A 22,822-nucleotide genomic window follows, 5' to 3' on the forward strand; every position below is an offset into this window, starting at 1 on the left:
TTGCTCTCTGACGCTACCGGGCTGCCAGCACCCGCCCCATGTTTCAGCGTGGCCGTCTGCATTTCTTGCGTTCAGGCCGCTCGATTGGATTCGGCGTCGCCCTCAGCTTGGTGCGGTCTTGCTCTACGCCATCACCGGCTTCGTGCTCGCCTTGTGCGGCCGTCGCCGTACGCGGCGTGGTTCGAGCTTCCTCAGCTCTCTGCGATTTCGCTCCGGCTTCTGCCCGCTGCCTTGGCGCGGTACAGCGCCGCATCGGCTCGCCCCAGCAACTCCTCGATCCGATCCTGAACCGGCGCCGCTCGCAGTGCAGCGGCGCGCTCCTCACTGAGCGGCTCCAAGGTCGCAATGCCGACCGACGCGGTCAACTGCCCCAGCGGACTGGCTTCATGCGGGTGGGCAAGTTCGGCCAGGGCCCGATGCAGGTGCTGAGCAACCGCCATCGCGCCTGGGCCGTCGGTGTCGGGCAGCAGGACCAAGAACTCCTCGCCACCCCAGCGCGCGCAGTCGTCATTGGCACGGCTGGCTGCCTGTCGAAGACAGTCGGCCATCTTGATCAACGCGTGATCGCCGCCTGCATGACCGTACAAGTCGTTGAAGGCCTTGAAGTGGTCGACGTCGACCATCAGCACGCTCAGTGGCGCGTTCTGGCGGTCGGCGCGCAGCAGTTCCCTCTCCAGCCATTCCTGCATCGCGCGGCGGTTGGACAGCCCGGTCAGCGGGTCGGTGCGTGACAGCCGTCGGACTTCGGCCAAAGCCCGGCTCAGTCGCAGCTGGGTGTTGACCCGGGCTCTCAGCACGCCGGGGCGGATCGGCTTGGACAAATAGTCGACGGCGCCCGCGGCGAAGGCGGCCTCCTCGGTGGCCTCGTCGCGGTGACTGGTCAGCAGCACCACCGGAATCTCTGCCAATTCGCTGGCCTTTTGCATCAGCGACAACATCTCCAGCCCCCCCATCTCCGGCATCTCCGCGTCCAGCAGCACCAGATCGACCGGCTCTTGACGCAGCAGACGCAAGGCGTCCGCTGCGCTGCGCGCGAAGCGGCAGCGACCGAAATCGCTCAGCAGGCGGCTGGCCGCCTGGATGATCGATGGGTCGTCGTCGACCAGGAGCAGCGTGGCTGGCGTGGGTCTGGATTCGTTCATGTCAGTTGACGACCGGGTTTGCTAGCGTTATCGACGCGCATCATGCTTGACGCGACGAGGCATCGGATGCCTGTCAATCACGGAGGAACGGATGCGCAGGCGCAAAGTCGAGATCAGCGATGCGGTGCTGAAGGCGACCAGGGTGATGCCCCGCGACAGGCCTCGCGTCGATCAGGTCCTGCGCATGGCCGTCCAGGCGGCTGCAGCGCCTGCTGTCGAAGAGCAGTCGCCGGGCCGCTGCCCGTGTAGCCCATCAGCATCTGCTGGTGGCTGGCCTCAAACGCCGGCGTGATGCCGGCCCACATGCCTTGGTGACAGCCAAAGCCATGTGCATAGAGCAGCACCGGGCCCTGCTGGCCGATGCGGCGGACATGGTTTCTTTCGATCGGGTTCATGCTCTCGACTCCAGAGGGAAACACATCGCAGTGCAGGTGGCGCCAACAGGTTCAAGTTAAGAGCTGACGAGCTTCCAACAGACGCAAAGCCTGTTCAAAGTCCAACTCGTCGACGTGGGCCTCGATCGCCGCAACATCCTGCTCACTCAGTCCCCGCTCCCGCAACCAGAACCGCAACTCCTTCAGAGCGCTGCCAGCATCCAGGTCCTGCTGTCGAAGCAAATCGAGAAGCACCCCATACCGCGCCGGTCCGTCGCTCAGGGGCGCTGCCTGGCCGCTGTCCACCTTGTCAATGGCTTGAGCCAGCCAAGCCGATGCCGCGCCACGCAGCGCCGACAGGGAATGCGACAGGCTGTCGAATAGTGATGTCAGTTCGGTCAGGGGATCGCCCTGACGCAAGCGCTCCTCCCCCTCGGCGGCGAGGTCCTGCACTGGCTTGGCACCCAGCAAACCGGCGGAGCCTCGCAGCTTGTGCAGGCTCGCGGCAGCCTGTTCGGCACTCATCGCCGCCAGGCGCCCCACCCAGGCCGAGTCATGCGTCTCCAGAAGCCTGCCCAGCAGGCGGTGGAACAGGGCGACATCCCCGCCCAAACGATGCGCGGTTTCCTGGGCCTGAATGCCCTCGATCAGCGGCCAATCGGGCGGCAGCGCGGCCTGGGTGTCGCTGCCGCGCACGGGCAGAGGCGCGCCTCGCCGCGCTTCGACTCGCCGCCTGACCGCGCGCACCAAGGCCTCGGGGTCCAGGGGCTTGGTCAGGAAATCGTCCATGCCGGCGTCCATCGCCCGACGGCGCTCCTCGACCAAGGCGCCGGCCGTCAGCGCGATCACCGGCAGCTCGCGCAACTGCAGACCCTCGCGGATCTGCCGCGTGGCTTCCAGGCCGTCCATGCCGGGCATCTGGATGTCCATCAGCACAGCGTCAAAGGTTTCGCCGCCGGACAGGCGCGCCAGCGCCGCCTCGGCACCGCCGTCGCAGCGCACCACCGCCCCCTGACGCTCCAGCATCCGTCTTGCCACCTCCAGGTTGATATCGCTGTCGTCCACCACGAGCAGGCGCATATCGGGCAGCAGGCCACCACCCAGGCGCTGGATCGCGGCCTGGTCCAGCAGGTGATCGCTGCTGCCCTTGCGCTTGGCGATCGCCTCGTTGACGGCGTTGAACAGCGTGGACGGGTTGGCCGGCTTGGCCAGCACCGCATCGACCACATCCTCGATGTCCTCGGTCTGCAGCGCGCGGCGTTGGTCCTGGGTGATCAGCAAGGCCGCCGGCACCTGGCCGGCCGGCAGCGATGCGCGCAAACGGCGCATCGCGCTGATGCCGTCCAGGCTGTCACCGAGATGCCAGTCAACCAGCAACACATCAGGCAGGGCCTGACCGGCTTGCTGGCGCTGCTGGAGTAGCGCCAGCAAGCCGGCGGCCTCGGCGAAGCTGCGCGCCTGCCAGCCAAAGCCGACGCACAGCGCGCTGAGGCGATCGCGTTGCAGCTCTTCGTCCTCAACGATGACCGCCTCCAGCCGTTGCGGCCTGTGCCGGCTGGTCTCGGCCGCCTCCAGCAGTGGCAACTCCACGGTGAACACGCTGCCCTGGCCCGGTTGGCTTTCCAGGGCCACGGTGCCGCCCATCAGACCTGCCAGGTGCTTGACGATGGACAGGCCCAGGCCGGTGCCGCCGAAGCGCCGGGTGGTCGACGCCTCGGCCTGCACAAAGGGCTGGAACAGCTGCGCCTGCGCCTCCGGGGGGATGCCGATGCCGCTGTCTCGCACCTGGAAGCGCAGGCCTGGCCGCTGCGCGTCGAGCTCGACGCGGTCGACGCTCAAGCTGACCTGGCCCTGGGCGGTGAACTTGATGGCGTTGCTGAGCAGATTGCCGAGCACCTGCTGCAAGCGTTGCGCGTCGCCGACCAGGGTGTCGGGCAGGTCCGGTGCGCTGTGCAGCTCCCACCTCAGGCCCTTGGCCTGTGCCGGGTCGGCAAACACTGCGTCCAGTTCACGCAGCAGCTCGCTCAGCTGGAAAGGCGAGCGCTCGACGGCCAGCTCGCCGGCTTCGATCTTGCTCAAGTCCAGCACATCGTTGATGACGCCGAGCAGCGAGCGCCCGGCCACCTGCAGCTTGCGCAGCAGCTGGCGCTGGTCCTCGCTGAGCGGGGTGTCGGCCAGCAGGTGGGCGATGCCGATCACCGCGTTCATCGGCGTGCGGATCTCGTGGCTCATGTTGGCCAGGAACATGCCTTTGGCGGCGCTGGCCTGCTCGGCGGCGGCCTTGGCATGGCGCAACGCCTGCTCGGCGGCCAGCCGGGCCGAGATGTCCTGCGCAATGCCCAGATAGCCGACGATCTCGCCGCGCTCGCTGCGCACCACGCTCGCCGTCAGCGACACCGGCACCCGGCTGCCGTCCTGGCGCACATAGGTCCACTCGCGCTGCTCGCTGCCATCACGCTCGGGCACATGCAGGAAGACTCGGAAGCCCTGTACCTCTACGCCTTCGGCCGCGCTGAGCTCGACGCCGCGCTGCATGACCTCTTCGGGCAAGTGAATGAGGGCCGGCGTCTGCCGCCCGACCATCTCCTCGGCGCGGTACCCCAGCAGGCGCTCGGCACCGGCGTTGAAGACGGTGATCAGGCCATCGGGCTCGGTGGCGATGATGGAGAAGTCGGTCGCTGCCTGCAGCACGCCGCGCAGCAGGTTGGCAAAGCGCTCGCGCTCCTGCTGCGCGGCGCGCATCTCGGAAATGTCCAGCAAGGTGCCGCTGACCCACTCGGCCCGGCCATCGGGGGTGCGGCTCATCACCCGGCCGGCCGACAGGGTCCAGACCCAGTGCTGGTCCTGGTGGCGCAGCCGGCTTTCGCAAACGTATTGCGCGCTCTCACCCTTCAGGTGCGCACCCAGCAGCTGCCGGGTACGTGCCAGGTCCTCGGGGTGGATCAGCGCGATCCAGCCGTCGCGGGTCATCGGCAGCAGGGCCTCGGGGCGGTAGCCCAGTATCTCTGCCCAGCGGGCGTTGAAGCGGGTCTCCCCGGTCTGCGCGTTCCACTCCCAGGTGGCGGCCCCGGTGCCCTCCAGGATGTTGCTCAGTCGGCTCCGTTCGCTCTGCAAATCCCGGGTCTGCTCGGCGACGCGGCGCTCGAGGTCGGCGTTGAGCGTCGTGAGTCGCCTCTGATGGCGCTGTTGAAGGCGCCAGTACAGGTAGATCAGCGCATAGAACAGGCCCGCCAGCAACGCCGGTGGCAGCATCCGCGAGCGCCATTGCGTCATCGCCGCGTCGTCCATGGCCGACTTGGGCACCACCGCGCGGTAGATGACTCTGGCGCTTCGGTCCCCAGGGTTGGGGTCGATGACGCTTTCCACGCTCAGCACCTCGGCCTGGGCGCCCTGCCAGGCGCGCAAGCGGTCGAGCGGGGTGGCGACCGCCAACGAGCCGGGGCGGTAGCGGTCCCGCCAGCTGTCGGCGGCGTTCCCCTCCAACGGGCCCTGGCGGGTCAGCCAGCGCTCGTCGCTGCTCAGCACATGCAAGCTGCCGCCCCAGGGCAGGCGCAGGCTCTCGGCGCTGAAGCGCGCGGAGACATCGACGTCCATTTCCAGCACGCCGAACAGCCTGCCGTCGACCAGCACCGGTTGGGTGTAGCGAATGAGCTGCCGCAGCGGCTCGCCTTGCGCGCCCGGGCGCGGGGCGGCCGTGATTGGATGCGTCCAGGCCTCGCCGCGCAGCAGACGGGCGCGCAGATCGTTCAGCGTGCCGAGCGACGCCGGGTCCATCGATTGGTCCACCAACACAGCACCCGCCCGAGCGGGGCCGACGGCTTCCCGACGCCACGTGACCAGTTGCAGGGCACTGCCTTCCAGGCGGATCAAGCGGATCTCCTGGGCATCCGGGTTGGCCTGCGCATAGGCCGCGAAGATCTGCCCCATGCGCTGGCGCCACAGCGCGGCAGCGCTGCCATCCAGCGGGTCGCGACCGCTGGCGTCGCTGCGCACCAGCCCATCGACCGGCGGCGTTCCACGCAGGTAGACCAACGCGGCCTTGCGGCCTTTCATGGCGGTCTCGCCGGTGCTGGCGCGCTGGTCGACCAGCAGCTGCAGCTCGCGCTCGATGCGGGCGGCAACCGACTGCCTGACCTGCCAGCCCACGAAGGCCGCATAGGCCCCGCCCAGGGCCAGCAGGACCAGCAAGGACCAGCGTGCCAGCGGGCTGCGAACGAAGTCCGCCACCCGGGTGCCGCCCTGTTGAGCCAGGACCTCGGCATTCGGCCGGGCCGTCGCCAGGCGGGTGACCAGGGCGATCAGCCCGCTGATCAAGGCGCCGAGCACCAGCACCAGCCAGACCGGTGCGAGGCGCGACTGGGCGCGCAGGGCGGGGCTGGACTGCAGCTCCAGGCGCCAGGTCCGGCCGAACACTGACAGGCTCTTTTCAACGCGAGCCATGTCCGCGTCCCCCATGTCGCTCGTGTCCGGGTGGGTCGCGAAGAAGGCCTGGGCTTGATCGTGTTCCGCCAGGCTGATGCTCACCAGCGGGAACGCCTCGAGCAAGGGTCTGAGCACTTCGTCGGCCAGCAGCGGCGCGTAGGACCAGCCCAGGGTCCGGGCCAGTCTTGCATCAGGGTCGGGTGGCAGCACGCCCGGCGCGTAGACCGGCAGCAGCATCAGAAAGCCCTGCCGGGGCTTCTGGTTGGCCTGCACCAGGGTGATCGGCGCCGTCAGCCGCGGCGCGGCTGACTGGGCCGCGGCCACCGCTGCCTCGCGCCGATGGCGTTCCGAGGCGATGTCCAGGCCGGTCGCGCCCTGGTTGCTGGCCTGGGGGTAGATGTACTCGATGACGAACCGTTCGCCCGGGTGCGGAGTCAGTTCGCGCAGCCGGAAATCCGGCATGCCGTCCGCGCGCGCGCGGCGCAGCTCGGCCTCATCCTGGCCAAGGGACCAGCGCCGGATGAAGCCCAAACCCCGCGCCCCCGGGAACTCTCGCGACAGTTCGCGGCTTTGCGAGTAGGCGGCAAAGGTCGGGCGCCGGATGTCTGCGCCGCCGCCGGCGAGGATGGCGCCGCGGGCGCCGCGCAGACCGTACTCGTAGAGGCCGAAGCGCGCCTCCACCTGCTGCGCCACCTGCTGTGCCTGGCGCTCCATCTCCTGCGCGAGTCGGCGCTCGTTCTCCAGACTCAAGCCGCCGCCGACGAGACCCGTCGCGATCAGACCCAGCAGTCCGACCCATGTCCATGCCCTGCTGAGTTGAGCTTGCATCGTGTTGGGATTCCTGGCGTGGCGCAGCGTGCGACGGTCGCGCGAGCCGATCCTTTGCTATGGTTGGTGCCCAAATAATACAGAGACGGCGCCAGCCGAAGCGCCGGGATGGTCACAAGGAGGTTGATCGATGGCCGACAAGCCCAGACTGTTGCTGGTGGATGACGACACGGTCACGCTGCAGGTCCTGAGCAAGACCCTGGCGCCCTACGCCCGCATACGCTTTGCGCGCAGCGGCGCCGAAGCACTCCAGGCGGTGGAGTCGGAACTGCCCGATCTGCTCATTCTCGACGTCAACATGCCGGGCCTCGGGGGCATGGAGGTGCTCGCGCAGCTCCGGGCCCGCCCCGCCAGCGCGCAGCTGCCGGTGATCCTGGTGACCAGCGCCAGCGATGAAGCGCTGGAGGCCACGGCGCTGCAGATCGGCGCCCAGGACTTCGTCCGCAAACCGTTCCAGCCGGAGCTGCTGGTCGATCGCATGCGCGCCTTGCTGCGGCTGTCGGCGCTGCGCGCCCACCAGCCGGCCACCCTGAACCTGCGCAGCGCGCGCATCCTGCTGGTGGACGACGACCCGCTGGCGATCGAGGCACTCCGCTCGACGCTGGCGCCGCTGGGCGCCACCTTGCTGGCGGCGGCCGATGGCGAGGAAGCGCTCGCCCAGATGCACAAAGAGGTTCCCGACCTGGTGCTGCTGGATGCCCAGATGCCGCGGCTGGATGGTTACGCCGTGTGCCAGGCCATGCAGACCGACCCCGTGCTGAGCCAGGTGCCGGTGGCCTTCGTCAGCGTTCACGCCGAGGCCAAGCACGAGACCCTGGGTTTTGCGGTCGGCGCCTCTGACTTCTTGGCCAAGCCCTTCAAGCCCGACGTGCTGCTGGCCCGGGTGCGCAAGCTTTTGCAGCTGCGCAGCGAGCGCGAGGAGACGGCCAACGCCATCGCCGCGCACTGGCAGGAGCTGGGCGATCGCCGTGTGGCCGAGCTGGTGTCGGTGGCCTCGGATGCCATCGTTTCCGTGGACTCGGCCGGCGTGGTGCGGCTGATGAACAAGGCCGCCGCCGCCTTGTTCGGCGTCTCGGTGGAGCGCGCGCTCGGCCAGCCTGCGGAGGCGGTGCTCCCCGGCTGGATGGCCTTGGACTTTGCCAACGAGGCCATGGCCCAAGCCAACGAGCGGCGGCGCAGCGGCCGCCCGGCGCGGGTGCTGCGCCTGTTCCGCGGCGATGGCGCGGTCCGATCGGTGGAGCCGGTGGTCTTTCAGCAGGGGGGCGGTGCGCACCGCATCACCACCGTCGTGCTGCGTGATGCGAGCGATCGAATCGCCGCCGAGCAGCGGCGCGAGGCGCTGCGCGATGCGGTCGTCGCCTCCGGCGTGCAGCTGGCCTTGCTCCAGGCCTTGAGCGACGGCGCCCGTTCGGCCGAGGACCTGGTCGCCGCCGTTCAGGGGCGCGCGGCGCTACCGATTGCGCCCCCGCAGCTGAAAGGCTTTGACCTGGCGCAGGCGCTGACGGAGCTCGACGCATGGTGTCGAACCCAAAGCAAGGCCATCGACCTGGGCTTGGCCCTGCCCAGCCGGACCCTGGCGGTGATGGGCAATGCGGAGCAGTTCCAAGCGGGGATGCAAAAACTCCTGCTCGCCCTGGCGTCGTCCAGCACCAGCGGCCTGACGCTGGAGATCAGCGTCAAAGCAGAAGAAGCCATCAGTCTGTCATTGACCTTCGGCGGGCTCAGGCTTGAGTCAAGCCACCTCGACTCCCCGCTGGTTCGCCTGGCCTTGATGCAGATGGGAGCAGGTGGGGCCATCGCCAGTTTCGGCGATGAGCGGGTAGGCACCGAGAGTCAAACCCTGAGCTTCAACCTGCTGAAGCCCTCGCTCACCACCGAAGCCCACATCTGATCGGCTTCGCTTCGAGTGACCCTGAAGCGGTCCAGTTCGGTCATTCGTTGGGTGTCATTGAATGTCTGATCTCGCTGCAGACGAGCCTGTCACTTGGTGAAAGTCAGCGGCAGGCTGAAACGCGTCATCGGCAGTCGTTGGCTCAAGCGTCTGCTTTGATCTAGACCGGACATCCAGCCGCCAGCTATCCAGACCCGCAAATAGCAAAAGGGCTGCAAGGTCGTTGAACCTGCAGCCCGTTCTTGTTAGCGCGTTGCTAGCTCCTCGCCAGACGCGGCCGGATCGTCCGCCGCTTCATCGAGTCGCTGGCCCGTCCTATTCGCCCACCGATAGAGGATGGGAAGGACCAGCAGCGTCAAGGCCGTCGATGACAGGATGCCGCCGATGACCACCGTTGCCAGTGGGCGCTGGACCTCAGCACCCGTGCCTGTGGCCAAGGCCATCGGCACGAAGCCTAGCGACGCGACCAAGGCCGTCATCAGCACAGGTCGCAAGCGAGTCAGTGCACCTTCGCGCACCGCCTCGTCGACGCTGCGCCCTTCTTCGCGCAGGCTGCGAATGAAGGACAGCATCACCAGGCCGTTCAGCACGGCTACACCGGAGAGCGCGATGAAGCCGACGGCTGCCGAAATGGACAGTGGGATGCCGCGCATCCACAGTGCCAAGACCCCACCAGTCAACGCAAATGGAATGCCCGTAAAGACCAACAGGCCGTCCTTGGCGTTGCCGAACATCGCGAACAGCAGGACGAAGACCATCAGCAGCGACAGCGGCACGACGATCTGCAGGCGCTGGGTCGCCGACTGCAACTGCTCGAAGGTGCCGCCCCAAGTCGTCCAGTAGCCTGCGGGGACCTTGACCTTCTGGTCGATGACCGCCTGCGCATCGCCCACGAAGGAACCCAGGTCGCGGCCCGTCACGTTGGCGCTGACGACGATGCGACGCTTTCCGTTCTCGCGCGAGACTTGATTCGGCCCCGGCGCCAGTTCCAGCGTGGCCACCTCGGACAGCGGCACATAGCTCACCCGGCCTTCACCGCGTCCCTTGGGAAGCGGCACCGGTAGGCGGCGCAGCGATTCGAGGTTTTCGCGCTGAGCATCCGGCAGTCGCACCAACATGTTGAAGCGCCGGTCGCCCTGGAAGAAGGTGCCGGCCTCCCGACCGCCGATGGCGGTGGCCACAGCATCCTGGACTTCGGTCATGTTCAGCCCATAGCGTGTGGCCTTCGACCGGTCGATGTTGACGGTCAGCATGGGCAGCCCCGTCGTCTGCTCCACCTTGACCTCGGTGGCTCCTGGCACGCCCTGCAAGACCTGAGCGATCTTGTTGGCGGTGTCATTGAGGACGTCGTTGTCGTCGCCAAACACCTTCACGGCAACGTCAGACCGAACTCCGGAGATGAGCTCGTTGAAGCGCAGCTGGATAGGTTGGGAGAACTCGTAGTTATTCCCAGGAACCTTGTCCGCTTCCGCTCGGATGGCCGCCAGCAACTCATCCCTCGTCTTGCGGGGCTCGGGCCACTGGTCCATCGGCTTGAGCATGATGTAGCCGTCCGAGATGTTGGGCGGCATCGGGTCGGCAGCGATTTCCGCAGTGCCGGTGCGAGCAAAGATGCGCTCAATCTCAGGGAACTTGCCCATGAGATGCGACTCGAGCTGCTTCTGCATCGCAACCGATTGGCTCAAGCTCGTGCCCGGGATGCGCAGCGCCTGGATGGCGAAGTCACCCTCATTCAGGTTCGGCACGAACTCCGACCCCAACCGGGTGGAAACCGCACCGCAGAAGGCGACCAGGACGGCCGCAATCGTCAGGACGATTGGAGCGTTGGACAGCGAGCTGGCGAGCAGCGGCTTGTAGCGTGATTCCGCCCACTGCATCAGCCGGTTTTCCTTCTCCGCCACTCGCTTGCCCATGAAGAGCGCGACGGCAGCGGGTACGAAGGTCACCGAGAGCAGCATGGCACCCAGCAAGGCCAGCAGCACGGTGTAGGCCATCGGATGGAACATCTTCCCTTCGACGCCGGTGAGTGCCAGGATCGGGATGTAGACCACCATGATGATGAGCTGGCCGAACAGCAGCGGACGGCGTGCCTCGCGGGCTGCGGCGAAGACCTCATGGAAACGCTCAGTGCGCGTCAGCGCGCGGCCCTTGTGCTCTTGCGCATGTGCCAGGCGGCGCACGCAGTTCTCAACGATCACAACGGCGCCGTCAACGATGATGCCGAAGTCCAGCGCACCAAGGCTCATCAGGTTGGCGCTGATGCCCATCCGGACCATGCCGGTGAAGGTGAATAGCATGGATAGCGGTATCACCATCGCGGTGATAAGCGCGGCCCGGATGTTGCCGAGGAACAGGAACAGCACGGCGACCACCAACGCAGCGCCTTCGATGAGGTTCTTCTGTACGGTGCGAACGGCCTTGTCGACCAAGGTCGTGCGGTCATAGACCGTCACGACCTTCACGCCGGCAGGCAGCGTTTTGTTGACCGCCTCCATCTGCTTGTCCACCGCGCGCGAAACCTTGCGGCTGTTCTCGCCCATCAGCATGAAGACCGTTCCCAGCACGACCTCCTTGCCGTTCTCGGTAGCGGCACCCGTACGGAGCTCGCGCCCCAACTCGACGTCGCCAATGTCCCGCACACGGATCGGCTGGTCCTGAGCTGTGCCGATGATGATGTCGCGGATGTCGTCCATGGATTGGACCTGGCCTGGCGCGCGCACCAGGTACTGCTCGCCCTTGCGCTCGATGTAGCCGGCGCCCTGGCTGGAGTTGTTCTTCTCCAGCGCATTGACCACGTCGGCGAGGCTCAAGCCATAGGCCGAAAGACGCTCCAGGTTCGGCGCGACGACGTACTGCTTCTCGAAGCCGCCGATGGAGTTGATTTCCGTGACGCCCGGGACGTTGCGCAGCTGCGGCTTAATGACCCAGTCCTGAATCTCGCGCAGGTCGGTAGGCGTGTAGACCGAACCGTCAGCCTTCCGGGCCTTGGGCTCGGCCTCCACGGTCCACAGGTAGATTTCTCCAAGACCCGTGGAAATCGGCCCCATCGTCGGCGCAACGCCGGCGGGCAGGCGATCCCGAGCTTCCTGCATGCGCTGGTTGACCAGCTGGCGTGCAAAGTAGATGTCGGTGCCGTCCTTGAAGATGACCGTCACCTGGGAGAGCCCGTAGCGCGACAGCGAACGGGTCTGCTCCAACCCTGGCAAGCCGGCCATGACCGTCTCGATAGGGAAGGTAACGCGCTGCTCGGTCTCCAGCGGCGAATAGCCAGGCGCCTGCGTGTTGACGACGACCTGCACATTCGAGATGTCGGCCACGGCGTCAACGGGCAGCTTCGTGTAGCTGAAGACGCCAAGTAGCGCCATGCCGAGGACGGCGAGCATGACGAGCCATCGCTGCTCGATGCAGAAGCGGATGATGCGTTCAAACATATCGCCTCCGATCAGTGGTCATGTTCGGCGCTGGCTTTGCCCAGCTCCGACTTCAGGACATAGGCATTGCCCGTGGCGACCTTGTCGCCAGCCTTCAGGCCTTGCAGCACCTCCACGGCCTTACCGTCGGCACGGCCAGTCTTCACCTGCACGGCCTGGAAGCCGCCGGGGACCGCCTTGAAGACCATGGTCTGGTTCTCAATGGTCTGGATGGCCTCCGCCGCGACGGCGACGGGAACTTGCTGCTCGGCCCCGAGCACGCTGACGGTCACGAAGAGACCTGGCCGCCACGCGCCCTGGGGATTGGCCAACGTGACGCGGGCGCGCGCCGTGCGGGTCTGCTCACCCAGCAGCGAGCCGACGTAGGAAATCGTGCCCTGCACCTTCTCCTCGAAGGCCGAGGACGAGACGACGACCTTCTGTCCCACGCGCACGACCGCCAGGTCCTTGGGAGCCACGGCGAACTCTGCCCATACCGAGCTGAGGTCAGAGACCGTGAAGATGCTGGTGTCCTCACGAACCGCTTCGCCGCGTGACAAGTGCTTTTCGACCACGGTGCCGTCGAACGGCGCCTTGACCTCGAAGCGGTTCAAGCTGGAGGAGGAACCTGCGGCGCCGATGGCCGCGAGCTTCTGCCGCGCGTTGTCGACGGCGATGTTGGCCTCGCGCAGCGCTGTCTGCGCTTGCAGGTAGTCCTGCTCGGCAGAAATCTTCTCCTGCCAGAGCTTCTTCTCGCGATCAAAGGTCGCCTGCGCGGCCTCTTGGCGGCGTTGGGCCGTCAGCAGCTCGCTGCGCTGTTCCGACAGCGACGTGCTGGCGATGGCAGCCAGCACCTGGCCGGCGCGCACCTGCTGCCCGAGGTTGGCCGACACCGCTTCTGCTACGCCAGCAAGGCGAGGCACGACGTGAGCAGTGCGGTCGTCGTTGAAACGGATTTCTCCGGAGAAGTCGCTGGCCGCTTGCAACGCTCCGCTGCCGGCTGCAACGACGGTGATGTCCGCCGTCTTCATCTGCTCGGCGGAGAGTTTGACGAGGCGCTCCTCTTCGTGGCCACCTTCGGCTTTGCCGGTCTCGCCCTTGCCATGGGCCTTGCCTTCGTCTTCGTGCGTGTCCACACGCTCTGCCGAGAGAACTGCAGCGCGCCCGCTCCAAAGAACGGCGCCGCTGCCAATGAGGCCTGCCGCGACAACCGCGGCCATGATGGTTCGTTGCTTCTTCGTGATGTTCATGTTGTTGTCCCTCTTCAGCGACCGGTGATGCGGTCAATGGCTGCGGCTGCCTGATAGGCAGTGGCCAGGGTATTCAGGTAGCGCGAACGCGCTTGCAGCAAGGTGCGCTGCGCGTCGATAACTTCAAGGAAACCGAACTTGCCGGCGTCGAAGCCCTTGCTCGCGGCCTCATAGGCCTCCTGGGCGGAGGGCAGTACGGTGCCCTGCAATGTTTGCAAGGAGGTGCCCGCAACCGTCAGCCGGTTCGAAGCGTCCTGCAACTCGCCGAGCAATCGGAGCCGTGCAAGCTGCAACTCGTCCTTGGCCTTCTCGGCTCGACGCGAAGCCTCCAGGATGGAGCCCTGGTTGCGGTCGAACAGCGGCAGCGGGATGGAGAAGCCGACAACGGCCTGGTTGCGGCCCATGGACGCATCTCGCTTGCCGCCAAGACTGAGCGTCACGTCAGGGGTGGCCTTGCTCTTCTCGACACTGACGAGTGCCGCACGTCGCTCGGCCTCCATGCGGCCAATCAGAAGCAATGGAGAGCTCTCGAGCTGCGACGCTAGCTCGGAGAAACCAGGGCGCGCAGGCAGCGTCCTGGCGTCGCCTTGGACGGTGTCAAACGTCGGCGCGCTATCGCCCATCAGCGTGGCGAGCCCAAACCGGGCCGTCTGCAGCTCGGACCTGGCCTCTGCCAGCTCCAACTGAGCATTGGCGAAGTCAACACGGGCACGGGTCTCCTCGACGGGCGAGACCTTGCCTGCGGCAACTCGCTTGGCGACCGCGTCCGCCGCGCGGGCGGCGATGTCGTTCGAGCTCTCGGCGAGCTTAATCCGCTCCTGGGCCACCAAGACGCCGAAGAAGGCGTTGATGACGCTGGAGCGAACTTCGGCGCGTACGTTGCTCAGCTCGGCAGAGGCAACGCTGACTGCGCGCTCCGCTGCTGTGACTCGGGCCGCACGTTTGCCGCCGAGCTCTAACGGGATGTCGACCGTGACGGTGGTGGTCCGACTTTCGCGGCGGGTGTCCTCGACCGTCGTGCTGAGTTCCGGATTGCGCCAGACGCCAGCCTGGCGTGCGGCACCGCCGGCAGCTTCGACTTCCTTGGCCGCGGCCGCAATGGCCGGGCTTCGAGAGGTCGCCTGTTCAAGCACGAGTTCAAGGGTAAGGATGGTTTGTGCCCACAGAGGCACAGGGCTGAGCAATGCTGCCGCCAGCCCGAGCGGCAATAGGAGTTTTCTCATCGAATCTCATCGGTTGGAACCTTGGGATTCGGCGAGACGGAACAGGAGGGAGTTCAGACGTCTCGCCGGCTAGGCGAGACGGGGCCACTGAGGGCGGTCCGGCGCCCTGGTGGGCGCGGACGCATGAGCGTCGAAAGTGGGGGCGGCAAGTCGACTCGTCAGCGCGAGAGATTCCATGCTGGCGGGAGCGTCACAGGCCATTGCCGAGCATGTGGCGTGGCAGGCCGTGCAGTCGTTATCGACCACGAGCTTCGCGCCCACGGGCTTCTTTGCCCCTTCATCCGCCTTGTGCTCATGCGCGTGATGGCCGACGTGCTTAGATGTCTGTTGGCTAGTCTCGTGCTGGCAGTACGCGGCCGCAGCGCCCCAGGCGAACTGGAGCGGCAGCAACAATGCGAGCAGCAATGCGACGAGCCGGTACATATAGTGATTATCGCTGTGGACCGTACCAATCAGTGACTGACTGAAGTACGCAAGAGCCTCAACCCGTTGAAAACCACCAGCAGGCTCGCGCCCATGTCGGCAAAAACGGCCATCCACATGGTGGCGCTGCCAAATATTGCCAGCACGAAGAACACGGCCTTGATACCAAGTGCCAGGATGATGTTCTGCAAAAGGATGGCATAGGTTCGCTGCGACAGCCGGATGGTCTCAGGCACCTTGCTCAGGTCGTCGTTCATGATGAGTACGTCTGCCGCTTCCTTCGCCGTATCGGTGCCTGCCCCACCCATCGAGAAGCCCACAGCCGCCGCCGCCAGGCTCGGCGAGTCGTTGACCCCATCTCCGACCATGCCCGTCTGCTGAACCCGGCCCAGCTCTGAAATCACCTTGAGCTTGTCCTCCGGCAGCAGGTTGGCCTGCAGGTCGTCGATACCGACAAGGCTGGCAATCGCCTTCGCGGTCGATGGGTTGTCACCGGTCAGCATGACCGAGCGGATACCCAGAGCCTTCAGCTCGGCGACCACCTGCCGGCTGGTCTCCTTGACGGTGTCGGCAACCGCAAACAGTCCCAGGACGCGCTCCTGGTCCGCTAGCAAGGACAGCGTGCGCCCCTGAGCCTCGTGCCCTTCCAGTCGGGTCTCAAGCTCAACAGAGCAAAGGCCTTGCTCATGCACCCAGCGGTGGTTGCCAAGGATGTACTGGCGGCCATTTACCGTGCCATGAACGCCGCGACCCATGTCGGCGCCGAAGTCTTCTACGGGAAGCACCTCGCCCCCCAAACCCATCGCAACGGCCTTTGACACCGGATGGTCAGAGCGTGAGGCCAGGCTCTTGGCGATGAGCATTACCTCCTCTTCCGACAGCTGCTGCGACAAGGCTGCATGCTCGACGAGGCGCGGCTTGCCCTCGGTTAGCGTACCGGTCTTGTCTAGCGCCATCACCTTGAGCTTGCGAGCCTCCTCCAGGTAGACGCCGCCCTTGATGAGGATGCCGCGGCGAGCCGCTGCCGCGAGACCACTGACGACCGTGACCGGCGTCGAGATGACAAGGGCACATGGGCAGGCGATGACGAGGAGGACCAGGGCCTTGTAGATCGCCGTCAGCCAAGGCCAGCCCATGAGGAAAGGTGTTCCCACAGCGACTGCCAACGCCAGCACGAAGACGGCCGGCGTGTAGATAGCGGCGAACCGGTCGACGAAACGCTGGGTAGGCGCACGCTGGCCCTGGGCTTCCTCGACAGCATGGATGATGCGGGCCAGCACAGTGTCGCTGGCGCGCTTGGTCACTTCGAACTCGAGTGAGCCGCTCTGGTTGATGGTTCCGGCAAAGACGTCGTCACCGGGAGCCTTGTCGACGGGAATGCTCTCGCCGGTGACTGGAGATTGGTCAACAGCGCCCTGCCCGACGGTCACGCGGCCATCGAGCGCGAACCGCTCGCCAGGCTTCACGCGGGCTGTCGCTCCAATAGCGACGGCCTTGGCATCGACGCTGGCCCAGGTGCCGTCGGCTTGCTGCACCTCTACCCGGGGCGGCGACAGCGCGAGAAGACCAGTGATGGCATTGCGCGCCCGTTCGACCGAGCGTGCTTCGATGAGCTCTGCCAAGGAATACAGCGCCATCACCATTGCCGCTTCAGGCCATTGACCGATGACGAACGCACCGGCAACAGCCACCGACATCAGGGCGTTGATATTGAGCTCACCGCGCACGAGCGAGGACATGCCTTTGCGGAAAACGGCAAGCCCAGAGAGCGCGATGGCGCCGGCCGCGATGGCCATGCCGGCCACTTGCCAAGCCAGCGTGTCCGGAGCCAGGAAATCGACCAGCTCCGCCGCAACGGCCACGAGCAGGGCCCCAATCAGTCGGGTCAGCTCGGCACGCTGAGCTTTTGCCGTGTCCTGCATGGGAGGCGGAGCCGACAGCATCTCTGCCTTGAAGCCAATACCGTTGATGGCCGCAATAACCGGCTCCCAGGTCGTCTGCGGCGCGTCGATGTTCAAGGCGCGCGCGGGCAGGTCGAACCGCAATCCGCGCACTTCGGAGAAACGCTCCAGCGCGCGGCGTATCTGTCCTTCCTCAGTCGGGCAGTCCATCGCGGGAATACGCAGCAACAGGCCACTGGTCGTTGCCGCCGTCGGCGCCTTGGTCTCCGTGCTGCAGGCAGAGCCGCAGCACGGCGTCTCGTGCTTGTGACCATGGTCATGCCCAGCGCCACGAGCATGTTCGTGCTCATGGTGGTGGTCCGTTTGGTCGCCGTGGTGGTGATCGTGGGGGCTCATGCTGTCTGGTTCGTGGGGTTCAAGGGTATTTGACAACCTGTAGCTACTACAGAGTCAAGTCCCTACACTTGCCCTATAGAGAACCTCCGGAGAACCCATGAAGATTGGCGACCTGTCTGCTGCATCGGCCACGCCCATCGAAACCATCCGCTTCTACGAGCGCGAGGGGCTGCTGCCCGCGCCTGCCCGGACCCAGGGGAACTTTCGCGTGTACGAGGTCCCGCACCTGGAACGCCTGCAATTCATCCGTTATTGCCGCGGACTCGACATGTCGCTGGAGGAGGTGCGTGTCTTGCTGCGCTTCAAAGATGCGCCGGACGAAGGATGCGGTGATGTCAATGCCTTGCTCGATGAGCACATCGGTCATGTATCCAAGCGCATCAAAGAACTGAGAGCACTAGAGAAGGAACTCAAGCGACTGCGGCAGTGTTGCGGTGATGTGCGTCCGGCCGACCAATGCGGCATCCTCGCCGGTCTAACGGAGGCGTCGCAAGACCATGCGCAGCCGGAGCACAGCAGCGGCCATCTGCGTTCAGTGCACAAGCACTGACAATGCTCGTCAGTTTCCCGACAGCACGTACCGGCGGGTCACGAGCTACACACTGTCGGCAAGGTCAGGCGGAGTACCTACACAGATTGAACTTCCGATTCAGCGCAGCCTAGCGCTGCCGCTCGCCAATGTCTGCTTCTGAGCCGGAAGCGGCCCACCCGTCGACTTGACCGAATGGCAGCATCCGCTGCGGAGCCGCCACTCACTGATGATGGGCCATACAAAGGCTAAGCACGGCCAAGTAACAGCCCCCAGCATTGCGGACTGTCCTCGCTGCACGCGGCGATCACATGTGACCTGGTGTAAGCGCCATCACCAAGCCAAGCAGTCGACGCCTCCCCAAGAACCGACGGGCAGATATCGACCCTTCGACTGACCTTGCAGCATCAGGGACCGCGCGCTGAAGCCGTTCACGGCCACTGTGCTGCCTTGTCCCGGACGGTGGCTATGGAGAGAGCAGTTCGCTTAGTCAGCGTCTCTCGACGCCCTCTGCTATGATAATTTCCTTATAAATCAACGAGTTAGCATAACATTTACTGATACGGACATCGTATCGGTTGGATGCTGATCCTTCGCATGAAGCCGCCCCGAAAGCTCTTGCTACCGAAGATGGTCCTCACGGTACTAGCCGATGCATCAGACGCTGACGCGACGCGTGTCGAACTGCCCGACGGGGAGTACTTCATCCGGCCGATTCAGGACGCCGAAACGCGAAAGCGGTTGGATAGCCAAGGCCTCTGGGTAGGTATCGTCAGAAGTTCGAGGCCGCCGTTGCTCGCGAGATTTCCCTACTGCGCGAGGTTCTTCAGCTAAAGAAGCAGCTCGCGGAGCTCACCGGTGGCAACGTCCTACCGCTTCGGCCCATAGCGAAAAGTCCGGAGTAGGCACGCCAATGCAGCGCCTCAAGCTGTGGGCGGTCTGCATAGCCGATCCTGCAAACTGTGCCGGCTCTTGCCATCGAGCCTCCCCTCAGAGGCGCGATGGCAAGAGCCGTGTGTCAATGCAGTGGTGATAGAGCTGTAGATCTCCGCATGGCTCATCGTCTGTTGCACCTGTCCCCCGAGGCTCCAAAACGGGTCAACGACGTCTCTAATCGCTGAGCGTGCATGTCCACGCCCTTGTCCATCTCAGGCGAACTTGCGAATGTCGGCTCTAGTGGGATTACTTGCGAGTACCAGCTCATGGCCGATGGTGCCGCCGGTGTTGCCGTAGTTCGGCGCGTCGTCGAGCTTGGCGTCATACAGCGGCGGCTGCAGCACGCCGGCCGGGAAGTTGATGTCGTTCATCTGCGCGTCGTAGTAGGCGTTGACGGTCTGCGGCGTCATGCCCCATTCGCCACGATCCAGCGGCTGGCCGATCTTGGCCAATTGGCGGCGCAGCTCGAAGGCGTGGCCTGCCTGCACATTGGCCACGAAGGCGCCGCGCGCCACCGGCAGGGAGCGGTAGTCGCGCCAGCGGTCCGGGTAGCCGACCTTGTTGACGATGGCATGCAGCTTCTCCTGCGCCTGCTTGCGCGTGGCCGGGCTCATCCATTCGAGCTTCTCGATGCGGGCCGCCATCGCGGTCTCGATCTGGGCCGTCATCTTCAGCGTCGCATCTTTAAGCGCAGGGCTGAAATTGCGCGTGACGAACTCCTGGCCGAGGGCCTCGCCCATCTGCAGGTCGACCAGCTCGACGCAGCGCTTCCAGCGAGCCTTGAGCTGCGGCACGCCGTTGAGCGTGTGGCCGAAGAAGTCGAAGTTGGCCTGCACCATCTCGGGCGACAGCAGCGCGGCATGGCTGGACAGCGCCTGCCAGCGCAGATAGCTCTTCAGGTCGGCCAGTGGCAGCGCCTTGAGCTGCGCCGCAAAGGCCTTCATGAAGGCCGGCTCGGTGACATTGAAGCGGGTGAGGCCCGACGGCGCGCCCAGCGCCTGCTGGTAGGCGGCCCAGTCAAAGCCCGGTGTCAGCGCCTGCAGGCCCTGGGCATTGACGACGTGGAAGCTCTTGTACGGATCACGCTTGTCGACCTTGCTCAGCGAGGCGCGGGCCAGCGCGGTTTCGATCTTCAACACCGTCCTGGCTTGCGCGCGTGCCGCCGCGGCCGTGGCGCCACCGAGCTCCAGCAGGCGCGCCACGTGGGCCTCGAACTGGGCGCGGATCTTCTTTGACTTGGCGTCCTGCCCGAGGTAGTAGTCGCGGTCGGGCAGGCTCAGGCCGCCGGCGGTGGCGAAGGCGATCAGCCGGCTGGAGTCGGCAAAGTCCTGGCCCGAGGCGAAGCGGAAGAACAGGCGTTCGTTGTTGGTGGCCAGGTGCAGCATGGCCAGCAGGGCGGGCAGCTCACGCTTGTCGGCCAGCGCATCGATGCTGGTGAGCAGCGGCTGCAAGGGCGCCAGGCCTTGGGCGCGCGCTGCGTCCTCGCTCATGCAGGAGGCGAAGTAGTCGCCCATCTTGACCTGGTTGGGCGTTCGCTCGGGCCCGCCTTGAGAGAGCTTGTCCAGGATGCCCCAGAGGTAGCGCTGGTTCTCGTTGGCCATCTTGGCGTAGACCGACCAGCGCGACTGGTCCGCAGGGATGGGGTTGTTCTTGTTCCAGTGACCGCAGGCGAACTGGTAGAGGTCCTCGCAGGGGTCGACCGAGCGGTCCATCGCCTGGGTGTCCAGGCTCGGGGTGTAGGGCAGGGCGGCGAGAGGTGTCTCGGCGGCGGGAGACTGCGAGGACGGCAGTGGCTGCGCCACGGCTGCGCTGGTGGCGAGCAGGGCGCTGATCAGGAGGCTGGGGCGGCGCATGGCGGACCTTCGTTCTTGTGCGAAGGCCGCATTCTCGGCCCTGTCAGGGCAGGGTGTAGCTTGCCAGCGCCTTAGGGAATTTCAGGAGCCACAAGCGCGTGCGACGCTCGATCTCGTTGCCGCGCGTCACACGCACACCGGTGGCGCCAGGGGCGCAGGCGCCGTCGCTCAGGATGCTGCCATTCGCGTCCACCATGCAGGCCGTCGGGTCGCCGTCGACCAGCTTGCCCGTGGCATCGACCAGCGTGGTGCGCAGGCCGAAATCGTTGTCGTTGATCAGCGCCAGGGTCTGGCCATCCACCACGGCCAGGCCTTCGGCCTTTTCAGCCAACCAGCCGGCGGCATTCAGGTCCAGCAACATCGTCTTCTTCAGCGTCACGACCTGCTTCCAGGGCGTGGCCGTGGCCGTCAGGCCGTCGATGCTGTTCTTCTCCAGCTCGCTGCCCTGGGCGCTGATGTCGGTGGCATTGCTCGGCACCTGCACCAGCATCAGGAAGTTGCGCACCTGGCCATTCGCATCCGCACCTTGCTCGATGACGATGAACTTGCCCTCGCCCAGGCTCACCAGGTCACCCAGCTTGGCGCTGCCGGTGCGGTTGCGGTCCCATTTGCCGCCGCTGGCCGACAGGGCATGGTTCAAGGGATAAGCGTACAGCCTGGAGGTTTCGGTCTTGGGGTCGAACTCCAACCAGCGGGCGAACTGGGCGAAGTCGCGCACTTTGACCTTGTCGGTGTTCTTGCCGTCCTGGTCCAGGTCCGAGCTGTCGATGACCTCGACGGACTTGCCGGCCGCATCCAGCGCGTCGATCGGGCTTTGCAGGAAGCCATGCAGCTTGCCGCTGGCCTTGTCCATCGCCAGGCCTTCCATGCCGCGGTTGCTGCGGCGCTGGGCCAGCACGGCGGGCAGCTTGCCCGGGCCGGTGCCGGGCTCGTAGCGCTTGAGCACCACGCCCGTCGTGGCATCGATCTTGACGACGAAGGGGCCGTATTCGTCCGAGGTCCAGAACACCTTGGCCGCGTCGTCATAGACCAGGCTTTCGCTGTCCAGGCCCTTGGCATCGAAACCACCCTTGGCACCGTCATAGCGCAGCGCGTCGTCCAGCGGAATCTCCAGGCTGCTGCCAACCACGCCGAAAGGCGCGGGGCGGCCGGTGATCCTGGTATTGGCGTCGGACTTCAGCGGCAGGAGGCTGGTGGTGACCGCACCACCCGCACCCACCTTGATCACGCCGATGGAAGGCGTGAAGCTCGGTGCCGGGAACATCTTGGTGATGCTGGTAGCGCCGGCCTGGTCGGGACGCGGTGCGTTCGGGCTGTCGCCATTGGGGCCGCGGTCGGTGATGCCCCAGAACTCGAGGCTGCCATCGGCCGCCTTGCCCTTGAAGGCCAGGCCCGAGCCGACGGCCGGGTAGAAGCCCTTGGGAAAGTCCTTCTTCGCGGCGGCGTTCGTGCCCTCGTAAGGCACGAACATCGAGGCATCGGCCTGCAGCTCGTACTTGGTGATGAGCACATCGCCGCCGGCCGTGGCCTGCGTACTCTTGCTGGTCTCGGTCTTGCCCATCAGGCTTGCCAGTGTCGATTCGTAGTGCTCGCTTGATGCCGTGCGGCGCAGCTCGCCCATGGCGCGGCTGGCATAGGGCTGGCCGTAGCTGTCCAACTGGTTCGCGGGCAGCAGGGCCTTGAATGCGGCCTCGAAGACGTCGGGCGCAGCCGTGAAATCGAGGCTCTTGCCCTTGAAGGCATCGGCCACGGCGGCGGGGATGCGGATTCCGTTGCTGGCGTCGTCGTCATCATCCAATGATTGCAGGAAAACCAGGCGGTTGATCAGGCGCGGGTCGGCAAGATTGCTCGTCAACGCCAGCTCGGAGGCCATCAACGTCTGGGTGCAGAGCGCATCGCCAAGAATCACGTCACCGACCGTGAAGCGCACCACGTCGCCCTGCTGGCACTGGAAGCCGCCCTCGGCACCGGTGCGGCCCGCCAGCTTGGAGGGCGAGGCACTGTATTGCACGCCCTCGACAGCGCCATCGAGCAGGCGCCCGTTGACCGTGACCGGCGCGGCCTGGTCGTCATCACCGGAACAGCCCGCCATCGTGGCCATGAGGGCCATCTGGGCCATTGCCATGGTGACGGCCATCGCCACCTTCGTCTTGCTCTTGATAGTCATTGCTACCGCTCCAGGGTTTTCGCCCGATGTGTGAATTGGGCGAGACCATAGAGACGGCTCGTGACAAGCCGATGAAG

12 protein-coding genes are annotated in these 22,822 nt (G+C 65.7%); 2 read left to right on the forward strand and 10 right to left on the reverse strand.

What is annotated here, in order from left to right:
- Positions 1 to 191: 191 nt before the first annotated feature.
- The 3 genes from V3596_RS20985 to V3596_RS20995 form a co-directional block, all read right to left on the reverse strand.
- Entirely contained in the window at positions 192 to 1,142 is a 951-nt protein-coding gene (locus V3596_RS20985; protein WP_334279790.1) for a GGDEF domain-containing response regulator, read from the reverse strand.
- A gap of 113 nt (positions 1,143 to 1,255) precedes the next feature.
- Entirely contained in the window at positions 1,256 to 1,537 is a 282-nt protein-coding gene (locus tag V3596_RS20990; protein WP_234687292.1) for an alpha/beta fold hydrolase, read from the reverse strand.
- Between the two features lie 51 nt (positions 1,538 to 1,588).
- The gene (locus V3596_RS20995) at positions 1,589 to 6,766 is read right to left on the reverse strand and encodes a CHASE domain-containing hybrid sensor histidine kinase/response regulator (protein ID WP_334279791.1); all 5,178 of its coding nucleotides are present in this window, start codon (positions 6,764 to 6,766) and stop codon (positions 1,589 to 1,591) included.
- Positions 6,767 to 6,896: 130 nt separating this feature from the next.
- Here V3596_RS20995 and V3596_RS21000 point away from each other — a divergent pair, with 130 nt between their 5' ends.
- Positions 6,897 to 8,657 carry a response regulator gene (locus V3596_RS21000; RefSeq protein WP_334279792.1) on the forward strand — a complete coding sequence of 587 codons (1,761 nt, stop codon included), beginning with the start codon at positions 6,897 to 6,899 and terminating at the stop codon, positions 8,655 to 8,657.
- Between the two features lie 245 nt (positions 8,658 to 8,902).
- On the opposite strand, the gene V3596_RS21005 is transcribed toward V3596_RS21000, so the two are convergent.
- From V3596_RS21005 to V3596_RS21025, 5 genes are all read right to left on the reverse strand, one after another.
- Positions 8,903 to 12,088: a CusA/CzcA family heavy metal efflux RND transporter gene (locus tag V3596_RS21005; RefSeq protein ID WP_334279793.1), complete on the reverse strand. Its 3,186-nt coding sequence runs from the start codon at positions 12,086 to 12,088 to the stop codon at positions 8,903 to 8,905.
- A gap of 11 nt (positions 12,089 to 12,099) precedes the next feature.
- Positions 12,100 to 13,317 (reverse strand): efflux RND transporter periplasmic adaptor subunit, encoded by a 1,218-nt coding sequence (locus V3596_RS21010; RefSeq protein ID WP_334279794.1) that lies wholly within the window; start codon positions 13,315 to 13,317, stop codon positions 12,100 to 12,102.
- Positions 13,318 to 13,331: 14 nt separating this feature from the next.
- Complete coding sequence (locus V3596_RS21015; protein ID WP_334279795.1) at positions 13,332 to 14,525, reverse strand: TolC family protein; 1,194 nt, start codon at positions 14,523 to 14,525, stop codon at positions 13,332 to 13,334.
- Positions 14,526 to 14,609: 84 nt separating this feature from the next.
- Positions 14,610 to 14,963, reverse strand: a complete 354-nt coding sequence (gene czcI / locus V3596_RS21020) for a cation efflux protein, CzcI family (protein ID WP_334279796.1) — start codon at positions 14,961 to 14,963, stop codon at positions 14,610 to 14,612.
- Between the two features lie 29 nt (positions 14,964 to 14,992).
- Complete coding sequence (locus tag V3596_RS21025; protein ID WP_416384007.1) at positions 14,993 to 17,260, reverse strand: heavy metal translocating P-type ATPase; 2,268 nt, start codon at positions 17,258 to 17,260, stop codon at positions 14,993 to 14,995.
- Between the two features lie 97 nt (positions 17,261 to 17,357).
- On the opposite strand from V3596_RS21025, the gene cadR reads away from it, so the two are divergent.
- The gene (cadR, locus tag V3596_RS21030; protein ID WP_334279797.1) at positions 17,358 to 17,810 is read left to right on the forward strand and encodes a Cd(II)/Pb(II)-responsive transcriptional regulator; all 453 of its coding nucleotides are present in this window, start codon (positions 17,358 to 17,360) and stop codon (positions 17,808 to 17,810) included.
- Between the two features lie 1,127 nt (positions 17,811 to 18,937).
- On the opposite strand, the gene V3596_RS21035 is transcribed toward cadR, so the two are convergent.
- Together V3596_RS21035 and V3596_RS21040 are read right to left on the reverse strand one after the other, a co-directional pair.
- Positions 18,938 to 20,578: a M13 family metallopeptidase gene (locus V3596_RS21035; RefSeq protein WP_334279798.1), complete on the reverse strand. Its 1,641-nt coding sequence runs from the start codon at positions 20,576 to 20,578 to the stop codon at positions 18,938 to 18,940.
- 43 nt (positions 20,579 to 20,621) lie between these two features.
- Entirely contained in the window at positions 20,622 to 22,745 is a 2,124-nt protein-coding gene (locus V3596_RS21040; protein WP_334279799.1) for an esterase-like activity of phytase family protein, read from the reverse strand.
- Between the last annotated feature and the right edge of the window lie 77 nt (positions 22,746 to 22,822).

This window comes from Roseateles microcysteis (assembly GCF_036880965.1).
GTDB lineage: Bacteria > Pseudomonadota > Gammaproteobacteria > Burkholderiales > Burkholderiaceae_C > JAUASW01.

Excerpts from the sequence above, each read along its gene's own strand:
- V3596_RS20985 (WP_334279790.1), bottom strand. The coding sequence starts at position 1,142 with ATGAACGAATCCAGACCCACGCCAGCCACGCTGCTCCTGGTCGACGAC.
- V3596_RS20990 (WP_234687292.1), bottom strand. The coding sequence starts at position 1,537 with ATGAACCCGATCGAAAGAAACCATGTCCGCCGCATCGGCCAGCAGGGC.
- V3596_RS20995 (WP_334279791.1), bottom strand. The coding sequence starts at position 6,766 with ATGCAAGCTCAACTCAGCAGGGCATGGACATGGGTCGGACTGCTGGGT.
- V3596_RS21000 (WP_334279792.1), top strand. The coding sequence starts at position 6,897 with ATGGCCGACAAGCCCAGACTGTTGCTGGTGGATGACGACACGGTCACG.
- V3596_RS21005 (WP_334279793.1), bottom strand. The coding sequence starts at position 12,088 with ATGTTTGAACGCATCATCCGCTTCTGCATCGAGCAGCGATGGCTCGTC.
- V3596_RS21010 (WP_334279794.1), bottom strand. The coding sequence starts at position 13,317 with ATGAACATCACGAAGAAGCAACGAACCATCATGGCCGCGGTTGTCGCG.
- czcI (WP_334279796.1), bottom strand. The coding sequence starts at position 14,963 with ATGTACCGGCTCGTCGCATTGCTGCTCGCATTGTTGCTGCCGCTCCAG.
- V3596_RS21025 (WP_416384007.1), bottom strand. The coding sequence starts at position 17,260 with ATGAGCCCCCACGATCACCACCACGGCGACCAAACGGACCACCACCAT.
- cadR (WP_334279797.1), top strand. The coding sequence starts at position 17,358 with ATGAAGATTGGCGACCTGTCTGCTGCATCGGCCACGCCCATCGAAACC.
- V3596_RS21035 (WP_334279798.1), bottom strand. The coding sequence starts at position 20,578 with ATGCGCCGCCCCAGCCTCCTGATCAGCGCCCTGCTCGCCACCAGCGCA.
- V3596_RS21040 (WP_334279799.1), bottom strand. The coding sequence starts at position 22,745 with ATGACTATCAAGAGCAAGACGAAGGTGGCGATGGCCGTCACCATGGCA.